This window comes from Crocosphaera sp. XPORK-15E, from assembly GCF_034931425.1.
In the GTDB taxonomy this organism is placed as follows: Bacteria; Cyanobacteriota; Cyanobacteriia; order Cyanobacteriales; family Microcystaceae; genus UHCC-0190.
This window is the reverse complement of record NZ_JAYGHQ010000005.1, coordinates 127,145-148,019: the sequence shown is the minus strand read 5'-3', so window position 1 is coordinate 148,019 and position 20,875 is coordinate 127,145. Positions and strand designations below refer to the sequence as shown.

The window sequence follows — 20,875 nt, the reverse complement described above, 5'->3', positions numbered from 1 at the left end:
GTTAGAGACAATTCATGAATTGCCTCTACACAGAATGCTTTATAATTCGATGCCACTATCTTCAAACAGTTTATTGAGATCTTCACCCATTAACTGATCTTGACGTAAAAGCAATAGACAACGTTTGGCAAAGTTATCATCTTTTTTGATATGTTCCATTAAGAAGTTTTTCACAGAATCGTTAGTAATGGCTTTAGCTGCATATAACTTTTCTATTTCTTCAAAAGATCGATTTAATAGGGTGTTTTTGTCCTGGATTTCATCTTCATAAACGACTTCTTTGCTCATCCATTCCCAATCAACTCGTTGAATCCAGAATTTTTCTCCAGAAAAAATCGAGTTAATATTGATGGTTAAATCATCTGTTACCCACCAATAAGTATTGGGATCATCATACATATCCCCATAAAAACTATTGGGTAAAGTAACATGATTACCTGAAAAATTACGAATATTGACGTTAGCATTTTCAGTGGTTCGGTAAGCTAATTTTAACCGCAGATAAAGCCCTTCTTTTTCGTATTTATTTCTACGAGGAATGAGATGATAAAAACTGAGGGCCGGGCCCCCTTCATAGATTTCCACTAAACCCTGTTCTCGATTAATATAGTAGTTATCTCCATAAACCGAGGCATCCACCGCCCAAGCAGTGCCACTTTGCCCCAGAATATCCGTTTCCTGGACAAAATAGGGCCGAGGCATAATCGTTTTGCGGACACTGGGAAAAAATTCTCTTTGCAATTCCATAATCTACCCCATGACTTGCTGATTCAATCAAAAATTATACTGGTTTGAGTCAAAAAAATTTCGATCAATTAGGGATTAGTTTGATAAGGATCTGCTAAGATCGCTAAATTGTCAGGGCTTCTATCTTCCTGGTTATCACAATATTTTGTTATCCGACCCCGAATTAAAGTCAAAAAACTGTTAAATTTACCCCATCAAACATTATATTATGCCGAATCGTCTGGCCAATACCCAAAGTCTCTACCTACGGAAACACGCTGATAACCCCATTGATTGGTGGTATTGGGACAAAGAAGCCTTAGAAAGCGCAAAAGCCCAAAATAAGCCCATTTTTCTCTCTATTGGTTATTCTAGTTGTCACTGGTGTACGGTGATGGAAGGGGAAGCTTTTTCTGATTTGGCGATCGCCACTTATCTTAATGAAAATTTTCTCCCCATCAAAGTTGATCGGGAAGAAAGACCAGATCTTGATAGTATTTACATGAGTTCGGTACAAATGATGGGGATACAAGGAGGTTGGCCCCTCAATGTTTTCCTAACTCCAGAAGATTTAGTGCCATTTTATGGGGGAACTTATTTCCCCATTGAACCCCGTTATGGCCGGCCTGGTTTTTTACAAGTTTTACAATCAATTCGCCGTTTTTATGATACGGAAAAAGAAAAACTTCAGGGGTTTAAAAGAGAAATCCTCAAGGGTTTACAAAACTCTGCTATTGTTCCCATTAATAATACAGAATTAAATGATCCCCAACTGCTTTATCATGGCATTGATATCAATACCCAGGTAATTCAGGTTAGTTCGGATGATTTTGGTCGTCCTTGTTTTCCGATGATTCCTTATAGTAATTTGGTCTTACAAGGAACCCGTTTACCTTTTGGCGATCAAAATCAAAGGATTGAATTAAGCAGTCAAAGGGGGCAAGATTTGGCGTTAGGGGGCATTTTTGATCATGTGGGTGGGGGATTTCATCGTTATACTGTAGACTGTACCTGGACAGTGCCTCACTTTGAAAAAATGCTCTATGATAATGGGCAAATTGTCGAATATTTGGCTAATTTGTGGAGTTGTGGCCAAGAAGAAGCAGCCTTTCAAAGAGGGATTAATCGTACCGTAGAATGGTTAAAACGGGAAATGACGGCCCCTCAAGGTTATTTTTATGCGTCCCAAGATGCGGATAATTTTACGTCTGCTGAGGAAAAAGAACCCGAAGAAGGGGCGTTTTATGTCTGGGAATATCAACAACTGGAACAGGAATTAACCCCCGCAGAATTACAGGAATTAACGGAAGTATTTACTTTTACTCCAGAGGGAAATTTTGAAGGTAAAAATGTTTTACAACGTCGTCAGGGGGGACAGCTTTCAGATAGTATAGAAAGTATTTTAGATAAGTTATTTATGAAGCGGTATGGAAGTTCTAGAGACAGTTTAGAAACCTTTGAACCTGCGAGAAATAATCAAGCGGCAAAAACAAATAATTGGCCAGGGCGTATTCCTCCGGTAACAGATACTAAAATGATTGTGGCTTGGAATAGTTTAATGATTTCTGGGTTGGCCAGGGCCTATGGGGTTTTTCAAGAACCTTTATATTGGGAATTAGCGACCAATGCGGCTGAATTTATTGTTAATAAACAGTGGATAAATGGGCGATTATATCGGCTTAATTATGAGGGGAAAGTATCAGTATTGGCCCAGTCAGAAGACTATGCTTTTTTGATTAAAGCTTTGTTAGATTTACAATCAGCAATACCTCAAGAAACCAAATGGTTAGAAAAAGCGATGGCAGTACAAGAGGAATTTGATGAATTATTTTGGAGTGTAGAAATGGGGGGTTATTATAATAATGCGGCGGATAATAGTGGAGATTTATTAGTAAGAGAAAGGAGTTATATTGATAATGCAACTCCTTCAGCGAATGGCATTGCTTTAGGTAATTTAGTCCGTTTGGCCCGCTTAACTGATAATTTAGATTATCTCCATCAAGCTGAACAAGTATTACAAGCCTTTGCTCAGATTCTAACACAATCTCCCCGCGCTTGTCCGAGTTTATTTAGTGCTTTAGATTGGTATTATTTTGGTAGTTTAGTTAGGACAAATCAGGAGATATTAGCAAAGGTAATTCCTCAATATTTTCCAACTACAGTTTATCGGTTAGATGAGAAATTACCCCATAATGTGATTGGTTTAGTATGTCAAGGATTATCATGTTTAGAACCTGCTAAAACCAAAGATCAATTATTGAGACAAATGAGAGAAATTAGTCAGGGTTAATTGATAATTGAAGGGACATTGCAAAATTTATCAATAGAAGTAGTCCGAACTTGCCCTTTTTGATTTGTTTGCCAAAGCTTTCCTGTATCTACATCTAAACAACTTAACCACCCATCACCACAGGCCCAAGTATCAAGACAAATTTGATGCCCTAAATTAACAGGTTGCCCATCTTTTTGACTGGTATGACCACAAATAACAGTTTTCCCTGAATAATGAGGATCACGGGGATAAAGTTTCTGCCAAAATAAGTCATGTTCAGACTGTTTTTTTAGGGGAAGATCAGGATCAAGATTAGCATGAACAAAGATATGATCATCCGTTTCATACCAGTCTAAACAATGGCGATCAATAAAATCCCAATGCTCATCAGGAATATGAGCTAGGCTAGGAAGATTACCCTGTTTATGATAGGATTCTAACGTTTCTTTTCCTCCGATCGCCAACCAAAAATCCTGTGATCTCCCTTCCTGACGGGCCGCTAACATGGCCATTTCATGATTACCTTTGAGGGGAATTAATTGATGGTTTTGATAAAGCTCTAGTAAACGGTTTAAAACTTCATTACTGTTGGGACCTTTATCTACATAGTCGCCCAAAGTAATCAATTTATCTTCCGGTTGCAACTGCACCGCGTCCAAAAGACAATCAAACGCCGTAGAACATCCGTGAATATCCCCCACTGCTAAGGTTCGCATAGCTTAATCCTCAATGGGTTTCTCTTGTTTCTATTACACCCCAAAAAGATTAATTTAAGATTAAGGCACAGTGATCCCTAAAAAAATACGGAGATTTGAGACAGAGGGAAAGCATTCATGAGAGGCTAGGGAAATAGATCGCCCCTTATAACCTTATATTATAGATATTCCCCTAATCTTTAAATATCGCCATGGAACCCCGTACTATGTTTCGTCGAACCAAAATTGTTGCCACCATTGGCCCTGCCACCCAAAATAAAGAGGTTCTACGTCAATTAATTCTAGCGGGGGCCACTACCCTTCGGCTTAATTTTTCCCATGGCGATCATGAGTATCATCAACATAGTATTCGTCTCATTCGTCAAACGGCCTTTGAATTAAATCAACCCGTGGGCATTCTTCAAGATTTACAGGGGCCCAAAATTCGTCTAGGAAAATTTGTTAACGGAGCAATTACCCTTAAACCTGGTGATCCCTTCATTCTTACCAGTCGGGTAGTGGAATGTAATCAAGATATTAGCTATGTCACTTATGAATATCTCGCCGATGAAGTGCCAGAAAATGCGAGAATTCTCATGGATGATGGCAAAGTAGAAATGCTTGTCGAACGCATTGATTATGACAAAAAAGACTTACATTGTCGGGTGGTTGTCGGTGGGGTGCTATCTAATAGCAAAGGGGTGAATTTTCCAGGAGTTTATTTATCTGTTAAAGCCCTAACAGACAAAGATAAAGAAGATTTGATGTTTGGCTTAGATCAAGGAGTAGACTGGGTTGCCTTGAGTTTTGTCCGTAATCCCCAAGATATCTTAGAAATTAAAGAATTAATCGCTAGTGCAGGGAAAAATGTTCCCGTCATCGCCAAGATTGAAAAACATGAGGCGATCGAAGAAATGGAAGAAATTCTTTCTTTGTGTAATGGCGTAATGGTGGCACGGGGAGATTTAGGGGTAGAATTACCGGCTGAAGATGTCCCCATTTTACAAAAACGTTTAATTGCCACAGCGAATAAATTAGGCATTCCCGTCATTACGGCCACACAAATGTTAGATAGTATGGCCAGTAATCCTCGGCCCACCCGCGCAGAGGTTTCTGATGTGGCCAATGCCATTTTAGATGGAACCGATGCGGTGATGTTATCCAACGAAACCGCCGTGGGTAAATATCCCATTGAATCGGTGGCCACCATGGCCACTATTGCAGAAAGGATAGAAAGGGAACCCACGGCCTTAAAAATTTCCTCTCAAGGTAAACAGTCTGTCACTAATGCCATTTCAGCGGCCGTGAGTCAAATTGCTGAACAACTCAACGCAGCAGCGATCATGTCCTTAACCAAAACCGGATCAACGGCCCGTAATGTCTCAAAATTCCGTCCCCAAATCCCGATTTTAGCCGTGACACCCCATGTAGATGTAGCCCGACAATTACAATTAGTTTGGGGGGTTAAACCCTTGTTAGTCCTTGATTTACCCTCAGCAACCCAAACCTTTCAATCAGCGATTAATGTAGCCCAAGAGAATGATTTACTCAAAGATGGGGATTTAGTTGTCATGACGGCCGGAACCTTACAAGGGATTGCAGGATCAACAGATCTGATTAAGGTAGAAATGGTCAAAGCCATCTTAGGGAAAGGGGTTGGGGTTGGTCAGGGTTCAGCCAGTGGACGGGCGAGAGTTGCCCATCACGCCAGGGAATTAGGAGATTTTGACCCCGGAGACATTTTAGTGGTTCCTGGAACCAATGCGGAGTTTGTGGAGATGATGCGGAAAGCTTCCGGCATTATTACGGAAGAAGCCAGTTTAACCAGCCATGCGGCCGTCATTGGGTTACGCTTAGGGGTTCCCGTGATTGTTGGCTTTAAAGATGCCACGAAAATGATGCGAGAAGGGGCAATTATTACCCTAGATGCTCAAAAAGGATTGGTTTATTCCGGTATTATTGCCAGTCACCATGGTGCCGCTTAATGAAGTCAGAAGTAGTACGGGCGCTGCGGCCGCAGCGCCCCTCAATACAAAGAATTTAGGTCTTTTAATCAACTAATTATTTGAAGTTGCCGCGTTTGTTTATGTCCGACTACTTAGAAGTCGATCGACGGAGACGGAGTAGCCCCAAAATGCCTAACCCTAACAACCCGATCGCCGATGTTGGTTCGGGAATGGACTGAGCATCATTGGTGGGTAAGGTTGCGGAAGTAGACCGGAGACGACCTAACCCTTGAATAATTACCTCTGTACGGCTTCTGCCATTGGCCAACTGAGGATTACAATTTTCATCCTCCCAGGACAGGCCTACAGTGCCTTTAAAAGCTTCAATGGGTCGGAGTAAGTTATTGAGAGCAAAGTTACGATCGTTGAGTCTTCTATCCAACAAAAAGTCAAAGGTGTTGGGATCGGGAGAAATAGCTGAGGCAGTCCAGGGAGTGGACAGAGTAGTGAAATTAGCTGAGTTTTGTTGTCTGTATTGATTAACTTGAAAATTTATACCCGTTCCTGGTGCCACGATACAACGGCTATCGGTTTCATCCGTTTCAGATTTGATTAAAACCCGTAACCCTCGCAGAAAGTCATCCAAGGGTTCAGAGAATTCTGTGTATTTTTTTGTGATGCCACCAATGGTGAATGTTAAGTCGTTATTAACACGATCCCAAACTAATTCCCAGTTTTTATTGACCCCATTCTGCCAGACTAAATTAGAAATCTGTGTTCCTGGTAGGGGTGTATTACTGCCTGGAGTTTGCAGGGCAACTTCCCAGTCACCAGGGGGCTTGCCTTGGCCACCGCCACCAGTTCGTATTTCAACCTGGAAAGGCATTACTTGCACGAGATCGTAGGTAATATTAAGGGTAGGAACGGTACGGGTTAACTGGTTGCGACTGGCAAATTCGTCAAAATTACCTAAAGTACCTGGTATTCTAGTGATTAAAGCTTCAATTGCTAATCCATTATTGATGTTGCCATTTAACCACTGTTGCACTAAATTATTTAACCCATCTCCCTGAAAAGTCGTTAATCCATTATTGAGGCGTGTGATCGGGCCGGTAAATAGTGGTGTTTCCGTATCAATCCAGTCATTAGCCATATTATAGGTGGGACTGGTTGTATCTTGCCAGGGTATTATTGGTTGTAGGTAAGTAGGGGTAGGATTCGGAATCGAATTACGAACAGCAAAGCCTCCCGCTAAGGCCACATCGATCTGATTATGGATCGCTTGCATGGTTAAAGTGGCTTTGACATTGATAGCATATTGTCCAGGGGCTGTTGGAATAAGATTATCAAACCGCAATAGTATATTCTGCTCCATGGGAGCTTGAAGGACTTCCCCCAGAACCAAGCTGCTAGACGTACCATAGCTGGTATTAGGGTTGTTGGAGTCGATAAAAGTATCAGCCGTTGCTGCATAAGATACGGTCACAGCTTGTGCTGGTTTCAGAGGCAAAATTGTAAGCCCTAAACTGGCACTGGCGGTTGCCATTATTATCGAAGAAGATAGAAAGTTTTTCATTTGTATTAGGCCTTACACAAAAATTCTGGGTCTAAACTGTTTACAATTTAGCGGTTAAAACAAACAATTGGACAAATCTGATCAAAGTTTTCATTTTCTGTTTAAGTTTAACGGTAACTAAGTGGGCGGACAAGAGTTTTGTCCTTGTTAATATTTCTTAATACATTGTTGTTTATTGGCGATTGACTATAATAGCCATCGTTATGTTACTTTCTTGGCTGTGGGAGTTGAGCATCTTGTTTTAAGCCTTAAAAAGCGAAACTATTTTTATGATTCCCATAAAAATAGTTTCAATTAACACATAGGGGAAATTTTTTTGTGCCTCAGTGTGTCGGATAGAATACAATCACCCCTACTTTGCCCTTGATAGTTTGTTCTTGGGTGATTCATTTTAGATAGGCAGAGGTTCCCCTTTTCGGTAAAATGCTAGAAGTCATCTTCAAGTAGAATGGAGTCAGGAACCTCAGCCCTAAAGGGGTGAGGCTTGAAAGAGAAATCTAACAAGCCATTCTGACCAGCCTAAGTCTTAACTGACTACGTTTTTTGAGTCACGACACCCCGGAATGCGAAGCTAGTTCCCTGCCCTGTCATTTGCAGTTAAACAGTTTTAAGGTCACTAAAACAGTGCTGCAAGTCGAAAAAGCTCTTAAAACTTTGGCGAAGCTAACTTAACCCCGCAAGGGAGGGATGCAAATCCAAACATTATGCGTACAGAGTTGTGAAATTTGAAATGGTAACTGTCCCGTTGAAAGTGCAATACAAAAGTACACCGAATCAAGCAACTCCAAGGCGGTAATGGTACAAATATAAAGCCGTCCTAAAAGGCTTGCCCTGCTTGCCCTGAGCCAAGCCGAAGGGAGCCAAGCCGAAGGGAGCTTGCCGAAGGGACGGGGTTTCTACCCAAATTTCCAATGAATGCAGCGGCCATGACAAGCGATCACCTCATTTTTCGTCAAGACGTTCTCGGCTCTCGTCGCTTCAGTAACTACTGGTGGGCGATTATTGCCTCAATGGGAGGCGTTGGCTTCCTTTTAGCCGGACTTTCGAGCTATTTACACACGAATCTACTCATTGTCAGCGATACGTCAGATCTCATTTTTATTCCCCAAGGGGTTGCCCTACTGTTTTATGGGGTAGCAGGTTCCCTTGTGGCACTATATCAATGGTTTATGATTGCTTTGAATATTGGGGGAGGCTACAACGAATTTAATAAAGAGACAAATCATGTCAGTATTTTTCGTTGGGGGTTTCCTGGTAAAAATCGCCAGATCGAATTTACCTGTCCTTTAGAAGATGTTCAAGCAGTGCGGGCCGAAATTCAAGAAGGGTTAAACACAAAACGGAAACTCTACATCAAAGTTAAACAAAGACGAGATGTTCCTTTAACCCGCGTTGGACAACCCATTTCCCTCTCAGACTTAGAAAACCAAGGGGCCGAATTAGCCAGTTTTTTAGGGGTTCCCTTAGAAGGGTTGTAATCCTTACACACATTAGCATTCAAGAGTAGATATGGGAAACTTTAGACCGCATTGGTTAAAAAATGTCCTCTGTGTTGTATTAATCTGTGGGTTACTCCTCACTGGTTGTTCTAACGCCTCGAATGAATCAAATACTCAAGTCGGCATTACGGAAACTAAACAAGAGAGCCAAGTAAACATGGATAATTATGTACCAAGATTAGATGGAAACGCAACGGTGGAAATGATCATCAAGGGTTCTCCTGTCACTATTGAAGTAGAAGGAAAAGATGCGCCCATTACCGCCGGAAATTTTGTGGATTTGGTGGAACGTGGTGTTTATAATGGGTTGGTCTTCCATCGTGTAGTCAAAGATCCTCAACCCTTTGTCGCTCAAGGGGGAGATCCTAAAGGCAATGGCACCGGAGGGTTTATTGATCCCAAAACCAAACAAGAACGCCGCATTCCCCTAGAAATTAAGCTAGAAGGTGATGAAAAACCTACCTATAGTCAAGCTTTGGGAAGACAAGGTTCAGCGGTGTCTCAACCCGTTGCCTTGAAACATGAACGGGGTGCGTTGGCCATGGCCCGTTCGGGAATGCCTGATTCTGCTTCCTCTCAATTCTATTTTGCCCTATCAGATTTAGAATTTCTCGATGGTGACTATGCTGTATTTGGCAAAGTGACGAAAGGCATGGAGGTGGTTGATAGCATTAAACAAGGCGATCGCATTGAGTCGGCCAAAGTGACTGCAGGCTTAGAAAATCTGAAAAAGTAACCTAAATCCTTTTCTTAACCCAATAATAACGCTCTCGATCGCAAATCACGCTAAAATCGAGAGCAATTACTTTTATAGATAACCCTAACTTATTAAGCGTTCAGATTATGACACAGGCAAAAACCGCAAACACGACAATTAATCTTCAAGATCCTAAATATTACTTAAACCGAGAATTAAGTTGGTTAGAATTTAATTCTCGTGTCTTAAATGAAGCTTTAGACGAACGTACTCCCCTCTTAGAAAGGCTTAAATTTGCCGCTATTTTTAGCTCTAACCTAGATGAATTTTTTATGGTAAGGGTTGCGGGGTTAAAGCAACAAGTTGAGGCAGGAGTAACGAAATTGACCCCTGATGGGTTGGCTCCTTCTGAACAATTAACGGTATTAAGTGAGCGTCTTCGGGGTTTAGTAAAAGAGCAAGATCATCTCTTTGAATATACCCTAAGAAACCTCTTAATTGCTCAAGGAATTTATTTGATTAATTATGTTGATCTCGATCAAGAACAACGGGCCTATCTTCATCAATATTTTGACGATCATATCTTTCCTGTTTTAACACCTTTAGCGGTTGATCCGTCTCATCCTTTTCCCTACATTTCTAACCTTAGTTTAAATTTAGGGGTTGTGGTGCGTGATCCTGATACGGAGGAAGAACATTTTGCCAGGGTAAAAGTGCCAGGAGTGTTGCCTCGTTTTGTGGCACTACCCAAAGAATTACGACACCAAGAAGACGATCAAACTGCGATTTGGACAGGGGTTCCCTTAGAACAAGTAATCGCCCATAATCTTGAGGCCTTATTTCCTGGAATGATTGTTCAAGAATGTCATCCTTTTCGTGTGACTAGAAATGCCGATTTATCCGTAGAAGAAGACGAAGCAGATGATCTACTTTTGGCCATTGAACAAGAGTTAAGAAAGCGTCATATTGGTAAATCTGCGGTGCGTTTAGAAATTCATGCTGCTACTCCTGAACCCATTAGACAACAATTGATGGAAGATTTAGGCTTAGAAGAAATTGATGTTTATAATATCGATGGATTATTAGGTCTAAAAGATTTATTTTACTTCTTATCTATTCCTCGTCCCGATCTAAAAGATGAACCTTGGAGTGCAGTTATTTCCCCCGCTTTACAACGCATTAAAGATGTGATGGATAGTAACGATGAGAGCAAAATTTCTCAAGAGGGAGAGGATATTTTTTCTTTGATTCGTCAAGGAGATTTATTAGTGCATCATCCTTATCAATCTTTTAGTGCATCGGTTCAACAATTTATTACTCAAGCGGCCTATGATCCTGATGTTTTAGCAATTAAAATGACTTTATATCGGACTTCGGGTGATTCACCTATTGTTAATGCTTTAATTACGGCGGCAGAAAATGGTAAACAAGTGGCTGCATTAGTTGAATTAAAAGCGAGGTTTGATGAGGAAAATAATATTATTTGGGCCCGTCGTTTAGAACAATCAGGGGTTCATGTAGTTTATGGTTTAGTGGGACTAAAAACCCACACAAAAGTTATTTTAGTTGTACGTCGAGAAGGCAATAAAATTCGTCGTTATGTGCATATTGGAACGGGAAATTATAATCCAAAAACTGCTAAATTATATACAGATTTAGGGTTATTAAGTTGTCGAGAAGAATTAGGCGCAGATTTGACGGATTTATTTAATTTCTTAACAGGATATTCTCGCCAAAAATCCTATCGTAAACTGTTAGTTGCTCCCGTGAATATGCGCGATCGCATGATAGGAATGATTCGTCGGGAAGCGGAACATTGTCGCAATGGAGGAAGTGGTCGTATTGTGGCAAAAATGAACGCTTTAGTTGATCCTCAAATGATTACGAGTCTTTATGAAGCTTCTCAAGCGGGAGTGAAAATTGATTTAATTGTGCGGGGAATTTGTTGTTTACGGCCAGGCATTGACGGGGTAAGTGATAAGATTCATGTTATTAGTATTGTAGGCCGTTTCTTAGAACATTCACGGATATTTTACTTCCATAATGGTGGAGATGAAGAGATTTATATCGGTAGTGCAGATTGGATGACTCGTAATCTTTCTCGTCGGGTAGAAGCTATTACCCCCGTTGATGATCCTGAGATTGCCAAAGAGTTACAAGAAATCCTAGGAATTATGTTAGCTGATAACCGTCAAGCTTGGGATTTACAACCGAATGGCAGTTACATTCAACGCAAACCGGAGAATGATAAACAAGAACAAAGTTCCCAAAAAATCTTTATGGAGATGGCGTTAAAATTAGCCGGAGAATCAGTTTAACTGAGTAGTAGAGACATTTTAGATAATGTCTCTACCAACATAATTCGGCTTTTGCTCATTAAAGAATCAGGAATTAGCCCCTGCGGCTGCTGTTTCTTTTTCGGGCAATCCTTGGGTTTTTAACTGAATTAATTCTACTTTATACCCATTAGGATCTTCAACAAAAGCAATGACTGTTGAACCATGTTTCATTGGGCCAGGCTCTCTGCTAATATTACCACCTTGCTCCCGAATTTTTTCACAGGTTCCATAGATATCATCAACCCCAATGGCGATATGTCCATAGGCGTTTCCTAATTCGTAGGAATCCACACCCCAATTATAGGTTAATTCAATAACTGCGGTGTCAGATTCATCGCCATATCCCACAAAAGCAAGGGTAAATTTGCCTCCTGGATAGTCTTTTTGACGAATTAATTTCATTCCTAAGATATCACAATAAAATTGTAGGGATTCTTCAAGATTATTAACTCGTAACATGGTATGTAAAAGACGCATGAGTAATATTTCCTCCTTAATTTATGGGTTGTTCTTGACCATTACCATTTATCTTATCATCCGTGAACCAAACTTTTTGTTGGGGAACGGGTAAAGGTAAACCTTGATGATCAAATTCAACTTTTAAGCGACGACGAAATTCTCTGGAGACATCCCATTGTTTGAGGGGTTTAGTTTTAATCCAAACCCGAATCATTAATCCCCTTTCCTCAAAATTATCTACTCCTAAAATTTCAGGATTTTCTAGAATATCTTGCCGCCAAATTCTATCTTTACCCATCGTTTCTGCTACATTTTTAATGATGCTTAAGGCTTGCTCAAGATCCGTATCATAGGAAATAGGAATATTCAAATCGGCCCTTGACCATTTACTGGAAAGATTAGCAACAATTTTGACTTCACTATTAGGAATTGTAATCAATCTTCCTTCTGAATCTCGCAATTGTGTAATGCGTAAATTGATGTTTTCAACAAGTCCCCCAAAGCTACCTACTTGAATGACATCTCCCACAGCATATTGATCTTCAAGGATAATAAAAAAGCCATTAATTCCATCTCGAATCAAATTTTGAGAAGCTAAAGAAACCCCAACTCCTAAAATCCCTAAACCTGTTAATAAAGGGGTTACATTAATCCCAATAACAGATAATCCGATAATAATTCCCGTTCCTGTCCAAATAACAGTAATGATGCTACGAGCGACTAGAGAAATAGTTGTTACCCTTAATTCTAATCGTTGATTTTCACGAAAATCAATCAATTCACGCATCATTAAAGCAGAAGTTGTTTGAGCAATTAACGCATAACTTAGGCGAATAATTACATAAGTTCCCACTCCAACAGTTACTAATCTTGCGGGAATTTTAAACAGTGTAATCAACCAAAATTGAGCAATTCTTGTATAGGGAAATAGCCCTAAAATTAGTAGGCTTCCTCCTAACCAAGTTACTGTCTGGGCTAACTGTAAAAGACGATACTGAACCTCTTTAATATTCCACTGTTGTCGATGAGTTAACAACATAGAAATGGGCTGATCAGTTCTTACTTCTGCTACTTTTTCTTGAGAAAACTTTAAGCGATTGATTTGATGACGAATGAGAGTATTAATTATTAGAGATCCGCCCATAATACCCAAAGAAATTAAACCCTGAATCATTAAATATTCGAGTTGTCTTTCTTGTTTGGCTTGTTTTAATCCGCCTTCTAATTGTTCAACAATAAGAGATGCTTTCGTATCAGCATCAATTCCCTCATTCTCAATATCTAAATTACCAACTGTCATTAATTGGGTGGTTTGCTCATCAATTATGACATAAATTTTAGGATTAGTTTCTCCCCTTTGTTCAATTTTTAATTCTGAGTTTTCTTGAGAAAAATAAAGCTCACTGATGCGCTTTAAACGTTTTTCAATTATCTCTATTCTTTCATTGATTTTGGTTTTTGGATAAGTAATATTAAATAGACAACGACCATCAAGTCGAACACAGGCCGTGATATTAATATCTCCCGACTTATTTAATAACCAACTATTCTTATCACTTAAATCAGGTAAAAAAGGAATGATTTGCGATTGAGCTTTAACAGGTAATGCAGTTGAATAAGTAGCCAGAAAAATGAAAATTATGTTGATCCATTTTTGACGAATAAGCTGTTTCAGAAAATTAGCTGATTTTTGTTTATTTTTCATTAGTATCAACATAAACCCAGACAAGTGAAATGACTGATTTATCCTCCAAATAATTGAGAATTGAATTACTAATTGTATTATAACAGAAGATTCCCCCTAGAGGGATTTTAGGGAATCCTCAAAAGTTCCCTGTTAGTCCATCATTTCCGATAGAGTTATTGATTTTATTTCTTCAAGGCAGGTTTATAATTTAAAATACGGATTAAAGTACCTTCCTTGGGCAAATCTTCAAATTTCAAGCGAAGTTGATCATGATTAACTTCTTTAATATTCATGCCTTTTACTAGCTCTAAAAAGTCCGTTAATGGAGCAATATCACAAGATTTTTGATCGGCCGCCGAAGTGAGATAATGAGTAGGAATCATGACTTTTGGCCGCAAAATTTCCATCGCTTTTTTTGCCTCTGCGGGGTTATAGGCTTTTGGCCCACCACCAACAGGAATTAAAGCCACATCAGGACTGCCTAAGAGAATTTTTTGATCAATATCAATTGGGCCCGCGGCTCCCCCTAAATGAACGACACGAATACCGCCTTGTGACCAACGCCAAGCCACATTTGTGCCAAAACGTTTACCCCCATATCGATCATGGGCAATGCCCACCCCTTGAATTCTCAGGCCATTAATTTCGTAGACCCCTGGTTCATATAAAACTTTAGGATTTCCTGGCAAATTTTCCGCGGCCCCCTCATCCCACATTTGACTACTAATAATCACCAGATCGGCGGGAATTTTGGGGAGACGATAACCAGCAGTACAGCCGATCGCCCGAAAAGGATTAGCCAAAATCCGCAACCCCCCTCCCGTAAACAAAAAGGCAGTATGGCCCAGATATTGAATCAATAAAGAATCTTTTCCTGGGGCCGCCATTGATGGCCAACGAGAGGTGAAAGAGAGTCCAGTCGCTGCGATCGCACCGGCCCCTGCATAACGGATTAATTGTCGCCGTTTCATATATCAAAAATTGGGTTTAATTAAGGAGATTTTAATGAAGTCAGAAAGTTCCGCAATAGGTCTTTTCCTGAATCAGTTAGGATACTTTCTGGATGAAATTGTACCCCTTGAAGGTGCGGATAGTCTTTATGTTGAAGACCCATGATTGTGCCATCTTCTACCCAAGCGGTAATTTCTAGCACATCAGGAAGACTGTCTCGCTCAACTACTAAACTATGATAACGCGTCGCATTAAAAGGATTCTCTAATCCAGCAAATACTCCCACCCCTTGATGGTAAATAGGAGAGGTTTTTCCGTGCATTAAAACGGGGGCAGAAATGACGTTGCCCCCAAAAACTTGTCCCATACTCTGATGCCCTAAACAAACCCCTAAAATGGGAAGGGTGGGGCCTAATTCTTTAATTAAATCTAAGGAGATGCCCGCATCTTCGGGGCGGCCCGGGCCAGGTGAAATTACTACCCCATCAGGGTTTAAGTGACGAATTGTGGGGAGATCGATTTGATCATTGCGGTAAACTTGGATTTCAGAAGCAACGGGCAATTTGGCCCCTAATTCTCCCAAATACTGCACCAAATTATAGGTAAAACTATCGTAGTTATCGATAACAAGAATCAATGCTTATCTCCTCACTGATGGTCAGAATGACGATCAACTTGAATATTATAAGGGAAGAACCATTGCGGCCAAGGGAGGGGCGATGATAAATCCGGCCACTAATAAAGCTGCGATCGCAGAAATCATAACCGCCCCGGCCGCACAATCTTTGGCAATTTTAGCTAATTCATGATAGGACTGGCCGACGGTTAAATCAACCACAGATTCTAAAGCAGTATTTAATAATTCCAAAACCATGACTAAGGCACAGGTTAGGGAAACAATGGCCATTCCGACACCATTAATGTGTAAGAAAATTCCCAAACTAATGGCCGTTGCTGTCATTGTGGTATGAATTCGGAAATTTCGTTGAGTCATAAAGGCGTAACTTATGCCCGCCCAAGCATATTTAAAGCTGAGAAAGAGGTTAGGGGCAATTTGCCAAGCGGACTCTCTTTTGAGGCTGAAATTGATTTCCGGTGAGTTTGGGGCGGTTTGAGGTACGCGACTGTTTCTCAAGGCGGAAGTCGCCGACAGGAGGGTAACGGGAGAGAAATGGGGGGATGTGGGTTGGCTCATCTTAAAATCGGCTTTCATAATCTAAAGTTTTGGTAAGTTTGGTACAGAATAGTTAATTATTTTTACAGATTCTGTTCAATTAGAACATACAGCGTAGTCCTGTTGTGCATCAAGACCGACAATTTTTAACAAAGTTTCCTGCTGTTGTAGCATTTCTTCAAGGGTTTGGTCATCAGGATGATCCCACCCCAAGAGGTGTAGGAAGCCGTGAGCTGCTAACCAAGCGACTTCTAGGTTTAAAGAATGATTTTGTTGTTGAGCTTGTCGGTTAGCAGTTTCGATTGAGATGACAATATCTCCTAAATATAGCGGTTCTTGCCCAGAAATTTCATCATTAGGGATCGGAAAGTCTACTTCTAGGGCGGCAAAAGCTAAAACGTCTGTCGGTTGAGCCTTTTGACGATATTGAGCGTTAAGACTTTCAATCTCCCCATCCCCCGTTAATCTGAGACTGAGTTCATAATTAGATGAGGGAGGCAAAAATGAGATTAGGGCTTCTCCCCAGGCTTGAAACCACTGTTGCCAAGTTTCAGGGGTGATATTGAGATCACTGTGTTTATCCCCTGACTCGGTGTCACAGAGATTCTGAAGATTGACTTCAATAACCATACTAGAGGCTTCAGTAAATATCATCACGCTGCTATCCTAGCGGGTTAAATAGGAAATTACAATGAAAAAACCGAGTAGCCCTGCAGTGGTTAAGAAAAAATGTTTGAGAGAGATTCCCCGCTTACGCACCATGTTACGCATGGCGAGTTTTACGTAACTGGGTTGGGGTTCCGTTGATGGGGTTTCTGGGACGTTTTCTGCTGGGGGAGATGGGGGTGTGTTACTCATAGAACTATCAACCATCAAATTTGTTCGTAACGGCTAAGGTAAACTGTTCTCTAATGTAACAGTTTGTTGCAATAATGCAACAATTCTGATCACTCCCCAGAATTTCACTCTACTTATCTATTTATAGAGTTCCCTCATTGCGTCCTAATGTTATCGTTTGAGTTCTAACTATTGCGCCTTAGTAGTATTTGACTGACGGGGTGACAATTCGGCCAAAGTGAAGATGGGGGTTAGGTTTTAGGGGTTAGGGGTTGGGGATAAATTGAAGATGATGTTGAGGTTTGATAACGGTAAAACCGACTCTGTTTGTAATAGAGATGGTCATCAACTTAAATTTCGGGGGGAAAATTTTCCCAACCCTAACCCCTATCCCCCAACCCCTGCCTCCATGTAAACCTTGTTGTCACCCCGTGAGAGTATTTGATTTAGGGTGGGTTGAGTAAAATCTGTCACAATGAAAACGGAAATCCTTTGGAGAGGCAAATTATGACAGTAAAAGGTTCAAATATTGACATTGCTACCTATATTGATCATTCTCTACTTAACCCAACAGCTACCCCCCAAGAAGTTGAACAATGTTGTGAAGAAGCGCAACGATATGGGTTTCCGACGGTTTGTGTTTATCCGAGTGCGGTAAATCAAGCGGCTAAATTACTTCATGGGAAAAAAATTGCTGTGTGTACCGTCATTGGTTTTCCCACAGGGGCAACTACTTCCGCCGTTAAACTTTATGAGGCCCAAGAAGCGACCGAAAATGGGGCGACAGAACTCGATGTTATGATTAACTTGGGATATGTCAAAGCCGGACAATCAGAGGCAATTTATCACGAAATTTCTGCCATTTGTGAAGCCACAGGACAAATCATCAAAGTTATTTTAGAAACATCTTTATTAACAGAAACGGAAAAACGTCTCGCTGCTGAAATTTGTATGGATGCCGGGGCAGATTATCTGAAAACTAGCACCGGATGGTTTGGCGGGGCAACTATTGCGGATGTGCTTTATCTTAAACAAGTGTCTAAAGGGCAAGTACGAATTAAAGCCTCTGGAGGCATTCGTACCTATGATCAAGCGATCGCCCTCATTGAAGCAGGGGCCAACCGTTTAGGTACGTCTCGCGGGGTAGATTTAGTGAAACAACAGAAATCTCTGGAAAAATAATGATAAAAAGTTGATAATCGACTACTATCAGCGTTAAACTTCAAAGGGGGATTTTACCCCTAAACATTGCCCACAGTAGAAGAATAAAGGGGGCGAATATGGCTAACAGTCGTCGGGTTTCTCGCGTTTCCTCATTAATAAAACGCGAAGTCTCTCAAATGCTTCTCTTTGATATCAAAGATGACCGTGTAGGGGCTGGTATGGTCAGCGTAACCGATGTAAATGTCTCTGGGGACTTGCAACACGCTCAAATCTTTGTCAGCATCTATGGCACGGAAGAAGCTAAAAAAGAAACCATGCAGGGGTTAAAATCATCAGAAGGTTATGTGCGGCGAGAGTTAGCGCAACGAATGCGACTCAGACGCGCCCCAGAAGTGGTATTTCTCGAAGATCTTGCCATTGAAAGGGGTGATAAAATGCTGAACCTCCTTAACAAAATTAAGGAAACTACTCCCTTAGATGATGAGTCCTATTATTCAGAAGAAGAATAATTTCATTAATATCTGTGGCTAATTTATTACCTGATTGGACTCAATTTACCCTAAAAGAACAGATCGGACAAATGATCGTCGTTCGTGCGTCTGGTTATTTGTTTGATCATCAAATTCGTTACCCTGTCTGGGAAGTGTCTAACCCAATTTTACATCATTGGTTAGACACTTTAAACCTAGGCGGGGTAATTTTATTAGGGGGAAGTGCCGGGGAATTATTATTAAGAACTCAACAGTTACAAGAATGGTCACAAACACCCTTATTCATCGCTGCGGATATTGAAGAAGGGGTCGGACAAAGGTTTTCTGGGGCTACTTGGTTTCCTCCACCTATGGCCTTAGGAGAAATTGCTAAAAATGATTTAGACTTAGGTATTAGTTATGCTTATGAAATGGGGAAAGTTACCGCCCAAGAAGCTTTATCTATTGGCATTAATTGGATCTTAACTCCGGTAGTTGATGTTAATAATAATCCTGATAACCCTGTGATTAATATTCGCTCTTTTGGGGATAGTCCAAATATTGTTAGTCCGTTAGTAACGGCATTTATTGAAGGGGCAAAAAGTTATCCTGCTTTAACTACTGCTAAACATTTTCCTGGCCATGGAGATACCGTTAGTGATTCTCATCTTAATTTACCGATAATTAATCATGATAATGAGCGATTAGAAAGCTTAGAATTAATGCCGTTTAAAGCAGCAATTGAAGCAAATGTTGATAGTGTGATGACGGCTCATTTATTAATTAATGCTTGGGATAATGAAAATCCTGCTACTTTATCTAAGGCAATTTTAACAGGTAAATTAAGAGAAAAGTTAGGCTTTGAGGGATTAATTGTTACTGATGCTTTAGTCATGGGAGGTGTGGCAAATTTTGCTGATGCTGAAGAAGTAGCAGTTAAGGCAGTGGAAGCAGGAGCAGATGTTTTATTGATGCCAGATAATCCAGAAAAAGCGATTAATGCTGTTTATGATGCTGTGGAGTCAGGAAGATTAACAAGAGAAAGAATTGAAGCTTCTGTTAATCGTATTTGGCAAGCCAAACAAAAGATTTTTAATCAGGAAAAACCAGATTTATCTATTTATCAATTATCTCAACCAACAGCAAGACAAACAGTTAAAAATATCCTCAAATATTCTCTAAAAACCAATAATAAAACAATTGAAAAAGCTGCATATAATACCCCAAAACGTAATTTAATTGTTGTTGATGATTTACTCAATGCTGACTTTTTAGATAGACAAATGCCAGGGGTAATAATTCCTAAATATTTAGGCTATGATTTGCAATTAGTTGATCAGAATACATTAGATAATGTTTTAGAAGATAATCGTTCAACATTATTACAAATTTTCCTGCGGGGTAATCCATTTCGGGGCAGTGCAGGATTTAATGAAAACTCAAAGAAGTTTTACCATAATTTGCTTAAAAAGTCAACAGTTCATGGCTTAATTATTTATGGAAGTCCTTATATTTTAGACTGGTTTAAAACCCAGATTAATGATGAATTATCTTGGGTATTTGCTTATGGACAGATGGCAGAAAGTCAGGCGATCGCTTGTCAAATATTATTTAATTTATCAGCATCAGAATTAGGGAATATATCTCAAAGTTTAGGAGATGTTTTTATTTAAGTAGGGGTCAACGGCCGTTGACCCCTACAAGTACCTAACCTAAACTAACTTTAACCACTTTGTTCTTTTCATCTTCAGCTTTAGGTAAAGTTAGATGTAGAATTCCATCCTTATATTCTGCGGTAACATTGGTATTATTAATGAGGGTAGGTAAAGCGATCGCACGGGAAAACTTACCATAACGGAACTCACTACGAGTTACACCATTTTCCTCAGATTTTGCGGTTTCTTTGCGTTCTCCGGTAATATAAACCGCTTCTTTTGTTACCTGAATATCCACATCTTCTGCTTTAATTCCAGGGAGTTCTAATTTAAGGAAAATTGCCTCATCAGTCTCAGAAAGTTCCGCAGAAGGTGAAAAACTTAACTCTTTTAATTCTCGTCCTAAATTAGTTAATACACCATCATCAAATAGTTGATTGATTTGACGTTGTAAGGAGTTCATTTCTTTCCAAGGGTTATAACGAACCAGTGCCATAATAGTTATCTCCTTTGTGATCTGCGTTGTTACCTTGTTTTTGCTTGTTGACTTTATCTTAACTTCAATAAATTTATCAGACAATACGGTTTTTCCCCTGAGAATGGCGTGATTTACACCCTTAAATTTAGGTAAAAAAAAGATTGCGGAAAACCATAAATATAAGTTCGGTTTTACCTATTAATACCTTTGTTTTGCCTTTGATCTAGAACAGTTAAAAAAGCGTCACAAA

The 20,875-nt window shown here is 40.1% G+C and carries 19 protein-coding genes; 8 read left to right on the top strand and 11 right to left on the bottom strand.

Going from position 1 to position 20,875, the window contains the following annotated elements:
- Positions 1-39: 39 nt before the first annotated feature.
- Positions 40-747, bottom strand: coding sequence for a hypothetical protein (locus VB691_RS06095; protein WP_323290581.1), 708 nt, complete (start codon positions 745-747; stop codon positions 40-42).
- 208 nt (positions 748-955) lie between these two features.
- Here VB691_RS06095 and VB691_RS06090 point away from each other — a divergent pair, with 208 nt between their 5' ends.
- Positions 956-3,016: a thioredoxin domain-containing protein gene (locus VB691_RS06090; protein ID WP_323290580.1), complete on the top strand. Its 2,061-nt coding sequence runs from the start codon at positions 956-958 to the stop codon at positions 3,014-3,016.
- Here the strand turns inward: VB691_RS06090 and VB691_RS06085 are convergent.
- Positions 3,013-3,714: a metallophosphoesterase family protein gene (locus VB691_RS06085; RefSeq protein ID WP_323290579.1), complete on the bottom strand. Its 702-nt coding sequence runs from the start codon at positions 3,712-3,714 to the stop codon at positions 3,013-3,015. The two genes, VB691_RS06090 and VB691_RS06085, sit on opposite strands and share 4 nt — an antisense overlap.
- Positions 3,715-3,905: 191 nt before the next feature.
- Here VB691_RS06085 and pyk point away from each other — a divergent pair, with 191 nt between their 5' ends.
- Complete coding sequence (gene pyk / locus VB691_RS06080; RefSeq protein ID WP_323290578.1) at positions 3,906-5,678, top strand: pyruvate kinase; 1,773 nt, start codon at positions 3,906-3,908, stop codon at positions 5,676-5,678.
- 109 nt (positions 5,679-5,787) lie between these two features.
- Here pyk and VB691_RS06075 read toward each other — a convergent pair whose 3' ends face one another.
- Positions 5,788-7,215 carry a PEP-CTERM sorting domain-containing protein gene (locus VB691_RS06075; RefSeq protein WP_323290577.1) on the bottom strand — a complete coding sequence of 476 codons (1,428 nt, stop codon included), beginning with the start codon at positions 7,213-7,215 and terminating at the stop codon, positions 5,788-5,790.
- Positions 7,216-8,126: 911 nt separating this feature from the next.
- On the opposite strand from VB691_RS06075, the gene VB691_RS06070 reads away from it, so the two are divergent.
- From VB691_RS06070 to ppk1, 3 genes are all read left to right on the top strand, one after another.
- The gene (locus tag VB691_RS06070) at positions 8,127-8,693 is read left to right on the top strand and encodes a photosystem I assembly protein Ycf4 (RefSeq protein WP_323290576.1); all 567 of its coding nucleotides are present in this window, start codon (positions 8,127-8,129) and stop codon (positions 8,691-8,693) included.
- A 31-nt stretch (positions 8,694-8,724) separates the two neighbouring features.
- Positions 8,725-9,450, top strand: coding sequence for a peptidylprolyl isomerase (locus VB691_RS06065; protein WP_323290575.1), 726 nt, complete (start codon positions 8,725-8,727; stop codon positions 9,448-9,450).
- A 107-nt stretch (positions 9,451-9,557) separates the two neighbouring features.
- Entirely contained in the window at positions 9,558-11,729 is a 2,172-nt protein-coding gene (gene ppk1 / locus VB691_RS06060) for a polyphosphate kinase 1 (RefSeq protein WP_323290574.1), read from the top strand.
- Positions 11,730-11,795: 66 nt separating this feature from the next.
- On the opposite strand, the gene gloA is transcribed toward ppk1, so the two are convergent.
- The 7 genes from gloA to VB691_RS06025 form a co-directional block, all read right to left on the bottom strand.
- Positions 11,796-12,227, bottom strand: a complete 432-nt coding sequence (gene gloA / locus VB691_RS06055) for a lactoylglutathione lyase (RefSeq protein ID WP_323290573.1) — start codon at positions 12,225-12,227, stop codon at positions 11,796-11,798.
- Between the two features lie 16 nt (positions 12,228-12,243).
- Complete coding sequence (locus VB691_RS06050) at positions 12,244-13,914, bottom strand: mechanosensitive ion channel family protein (protein ID WP_323290572.1); 1,671 nt, start codon at positions 13,912-13,914, stop codon at positions 12,244-12,246.
- A 164-nt stretch (positions 13,915-14,078) separates the two neighbouring features.
- Complete coding sequence (locus tag VB691_RS06045; protein ID WP_323290571.1) at positions 14,079-14,867, bottom strand: MBL fold metallo-hydrolase; 789 nt, start codon at positions 14,865-14,867, stop codon at positions 14,079-14,081.
- A gap of 20 nt (positions 14,868-14,887) precedes the next feature.
- Positions 14,888-15,484, bottom strand: a complete 597-nt coding sequence (locus VB691_RS06040) for an aminodeoxychorismate/anthranilate synthase component II (protein ID WP_323290570.1) — start codon at positions 15,482-15,484, stop codon at positions 14,888-14,890.
- Positions 15,485-15,529: 45 nt separating this feature from the next.
- Positions 15,530-16,042: a diacylglycerol kinase family protein gene (locus VB691_RS06035; protein WP_323290569.1), complete on the bottom strand. Its 513-nt coding sequence runs from the start codon at positions 16,040-16,042 to the stop codon at positions 15,530-15,532.
- 75 nt (positions 16,043-16,117) lie between these two features.
- Positions 16,118-16,675: an rRNA maturation RNase YbeY gene (ybeY, locus tag VB691_RS06030; protein WP_323290568.1), complete on the bottom strand. Its 558-nt coding sequence runs from the start codon at positions 16,673-16,675 to the stop codon at positions 16,118-16,120.
- 12 nt (positions 16,676-16,687) lie between these two features.
- Positions 16,688-16,879: a DUF3285 domain-containing protein gene (locus tag VB691_RS06025; protein WP_323290567.1), complete on the bottom strand. Its 192-nt coding sequence runs from the start codon at positions 16,877-16,879 to the stop codon at positions 16,688-16,690.
- A 486-nt stretch (positions 16,880-17,365) separates the two neighbouring features.
- On the opposite strand from VB691_RS06025, the gene deoC reads away from it, so the two are divergent.
- The 3 genes from deoC to VB691_RS06010 all read left to right on the top strand — a co-directional run bounded on the left by deoC (position 17,366) and on the right by VB691_RS06010 (position 20,165).
- Positions 17,366-18,040, top strand: coding sequence for a deoxyribose-phosphate aldolase (gene deoC, locus VB691_RS06020; RefSeq protein WP_323290566.1), 675 nt, complete (start codon positions 17,366-17,368; stop codon positions 18,038-18,040).
- A gap of 98 nt (positions 18,041-18,138) precedes the next feature.
- A complete protein-coding gene (gene rbfA / locus VB691_RS06015) occupies positions 18,139-18,531 on the top strand; it encodes a 30S ribosome-binding factor RbfA (protein ID WP_323290565.1) in 393 nt (130 codons plus the stop codon).
- A 14-nt stretch (positions 18,532-18,545) separates the two neighbouring features.
- Positions 18,546-20,165, top strand: a complete 1,620-nt coding sequence (locus VB691_RS06010) for a glycoside hydrolase family 3 N-terminal domain-containing protein (RefSeq protein ID WP_416244759.1) — start codon at positions 18,546-18,548, stop codon at positions 20,163-20,165.
- Positions 20,166-20,199: 34 nt separating this feature from the next.
- Here the strand turns inward: VB691_RS06010 and VB691_RS06005 are convergent, their stop codons facing one another.
- Complete coding sequence (locus VB691_RS06005; protein ID WP_323290564.1) at positions 20,200-20,643, bottom strand: Hsp20/alpha crystallin family protein; 444 nt, start codon at positions 20,641-20,643, stop codon at positions 20,200-20,202.
- Positions 20,644-20,875: the final 232 nt, after the last annotated feature.

Bases quoted from the DNA above. Each gene is read 5' to 3' on its own strand.
- VB691_RS06095 (WP_323290581.1), bottom strand. From the start codon at position 747: ATGGAATTGCAAAGAGAATTTTTTCCCAGTGTCCGCAAAACGATTATG.
- VB691_RS06090 (WP_323290580.1), top strand. From the start codon at position 956: ATGCCGAATCGTCTGGCCAATACCCAAAGTCTCTACCTACGGAAACAC.
- VB691_RS06085 (WP_323290579.1), bottom strand. From the start codon at position 3,714: ATGCGAACCTTAGCAGTGGGGGATATTCACGGATGTTCTACGGCGTTT.
- pyk (WP_323290578.1), top strand. From the start codon at position 3,906: ATGGAACCCCGTACTATGTTTCGTCGAACCAAAATTGTTGCCACCATT.
- VB691_RS06075 (WP_323290577.1), bottom strand. From the start codon at position 7,215: ATGAAAAACTTTCTATCTTCTTCGATAATAATGGCAACCGCCAGTGCC.
- VB691_RS06070 (WP_323290576.1), top strand. From the start codon at position 8,127: ATGAATGCAGCGGCCATGACAAGCGATCACCTCATTTTTCGTCAAGAC.
- VB691_RS06065 (WP_323290575.1), top strand. From the start codon at position 8,725: ATGGGAAACTTTAGACCGCATTGGTTAAAAAATGTCCTCTGTGTTGTA.
- ppk1 (WP_323290574.1), top strand. From the start codon at position 9,558: ATGACACAGGCAAAAACCGCAAACACGACAATTAATCTTCAAGATCCT.
- gloA (WP_323290573.1), bottom strand. From the start codon at position 12,227: ATGCGTCTTTTACATACCATGTTACGAGTTAATAATCTTGAAGAATCC.
- VB691_RS06050 (WP_323290572.1), bottom strand. From the start codon at position 13,914: ATGAAAAATAAACAAAAATCAGCTAATTTTCTGAAACAGCTTATTCGT.
- VB691_RS06045 (WP_323290571.1), bottom strand. From the start codon at position 14,867: ATGAAACGGCGACAATTAATCCGTTATGCAGGGGCCGGTGCGATCGCA.
- VB691_RS06035 (WP_323290569.1), bottom strand. From the start codon at position 16,042: ATGAGCCAACCCACATCCCCCCATTTCTCTCCCGTTACCCTCCTGTCG.
- ybeY (WP_323290568.1), bottom strand. From the start codon at position 16,675: ATGATATTTACTGAAGCCTCTAGTATGGTTATTGAAGTCAATCTTCAG.
- VB691_RS06025 (WP_323290567.1), bottom strand. From the start codon at position 16,879: ATGAGTAACACACCCCCATCTCCCCCAGCAGAAAACGTCCCAGAAACC.
- deoC (WP_323290566.1), top strand. From the start codon at position 17,366: ATGACAGTAAAAGGTTCAAATATTGACATTGCTACCTATATTGATCAT.
- rbfA (WP_323290565.1), top strand. From the start codon at position 18,139: ATGGCTAACAGTCGTCGGGTTTCTCGCGTTTCCTCATTAATAAAACGC.
- VB691_RS06005 (WP_323290564.1), bottom strand. From the start codon at position 20,643: ATGGCACTGGTTCGTTATAACCCTTGGAAAGAAATGAACTCCTTACAA.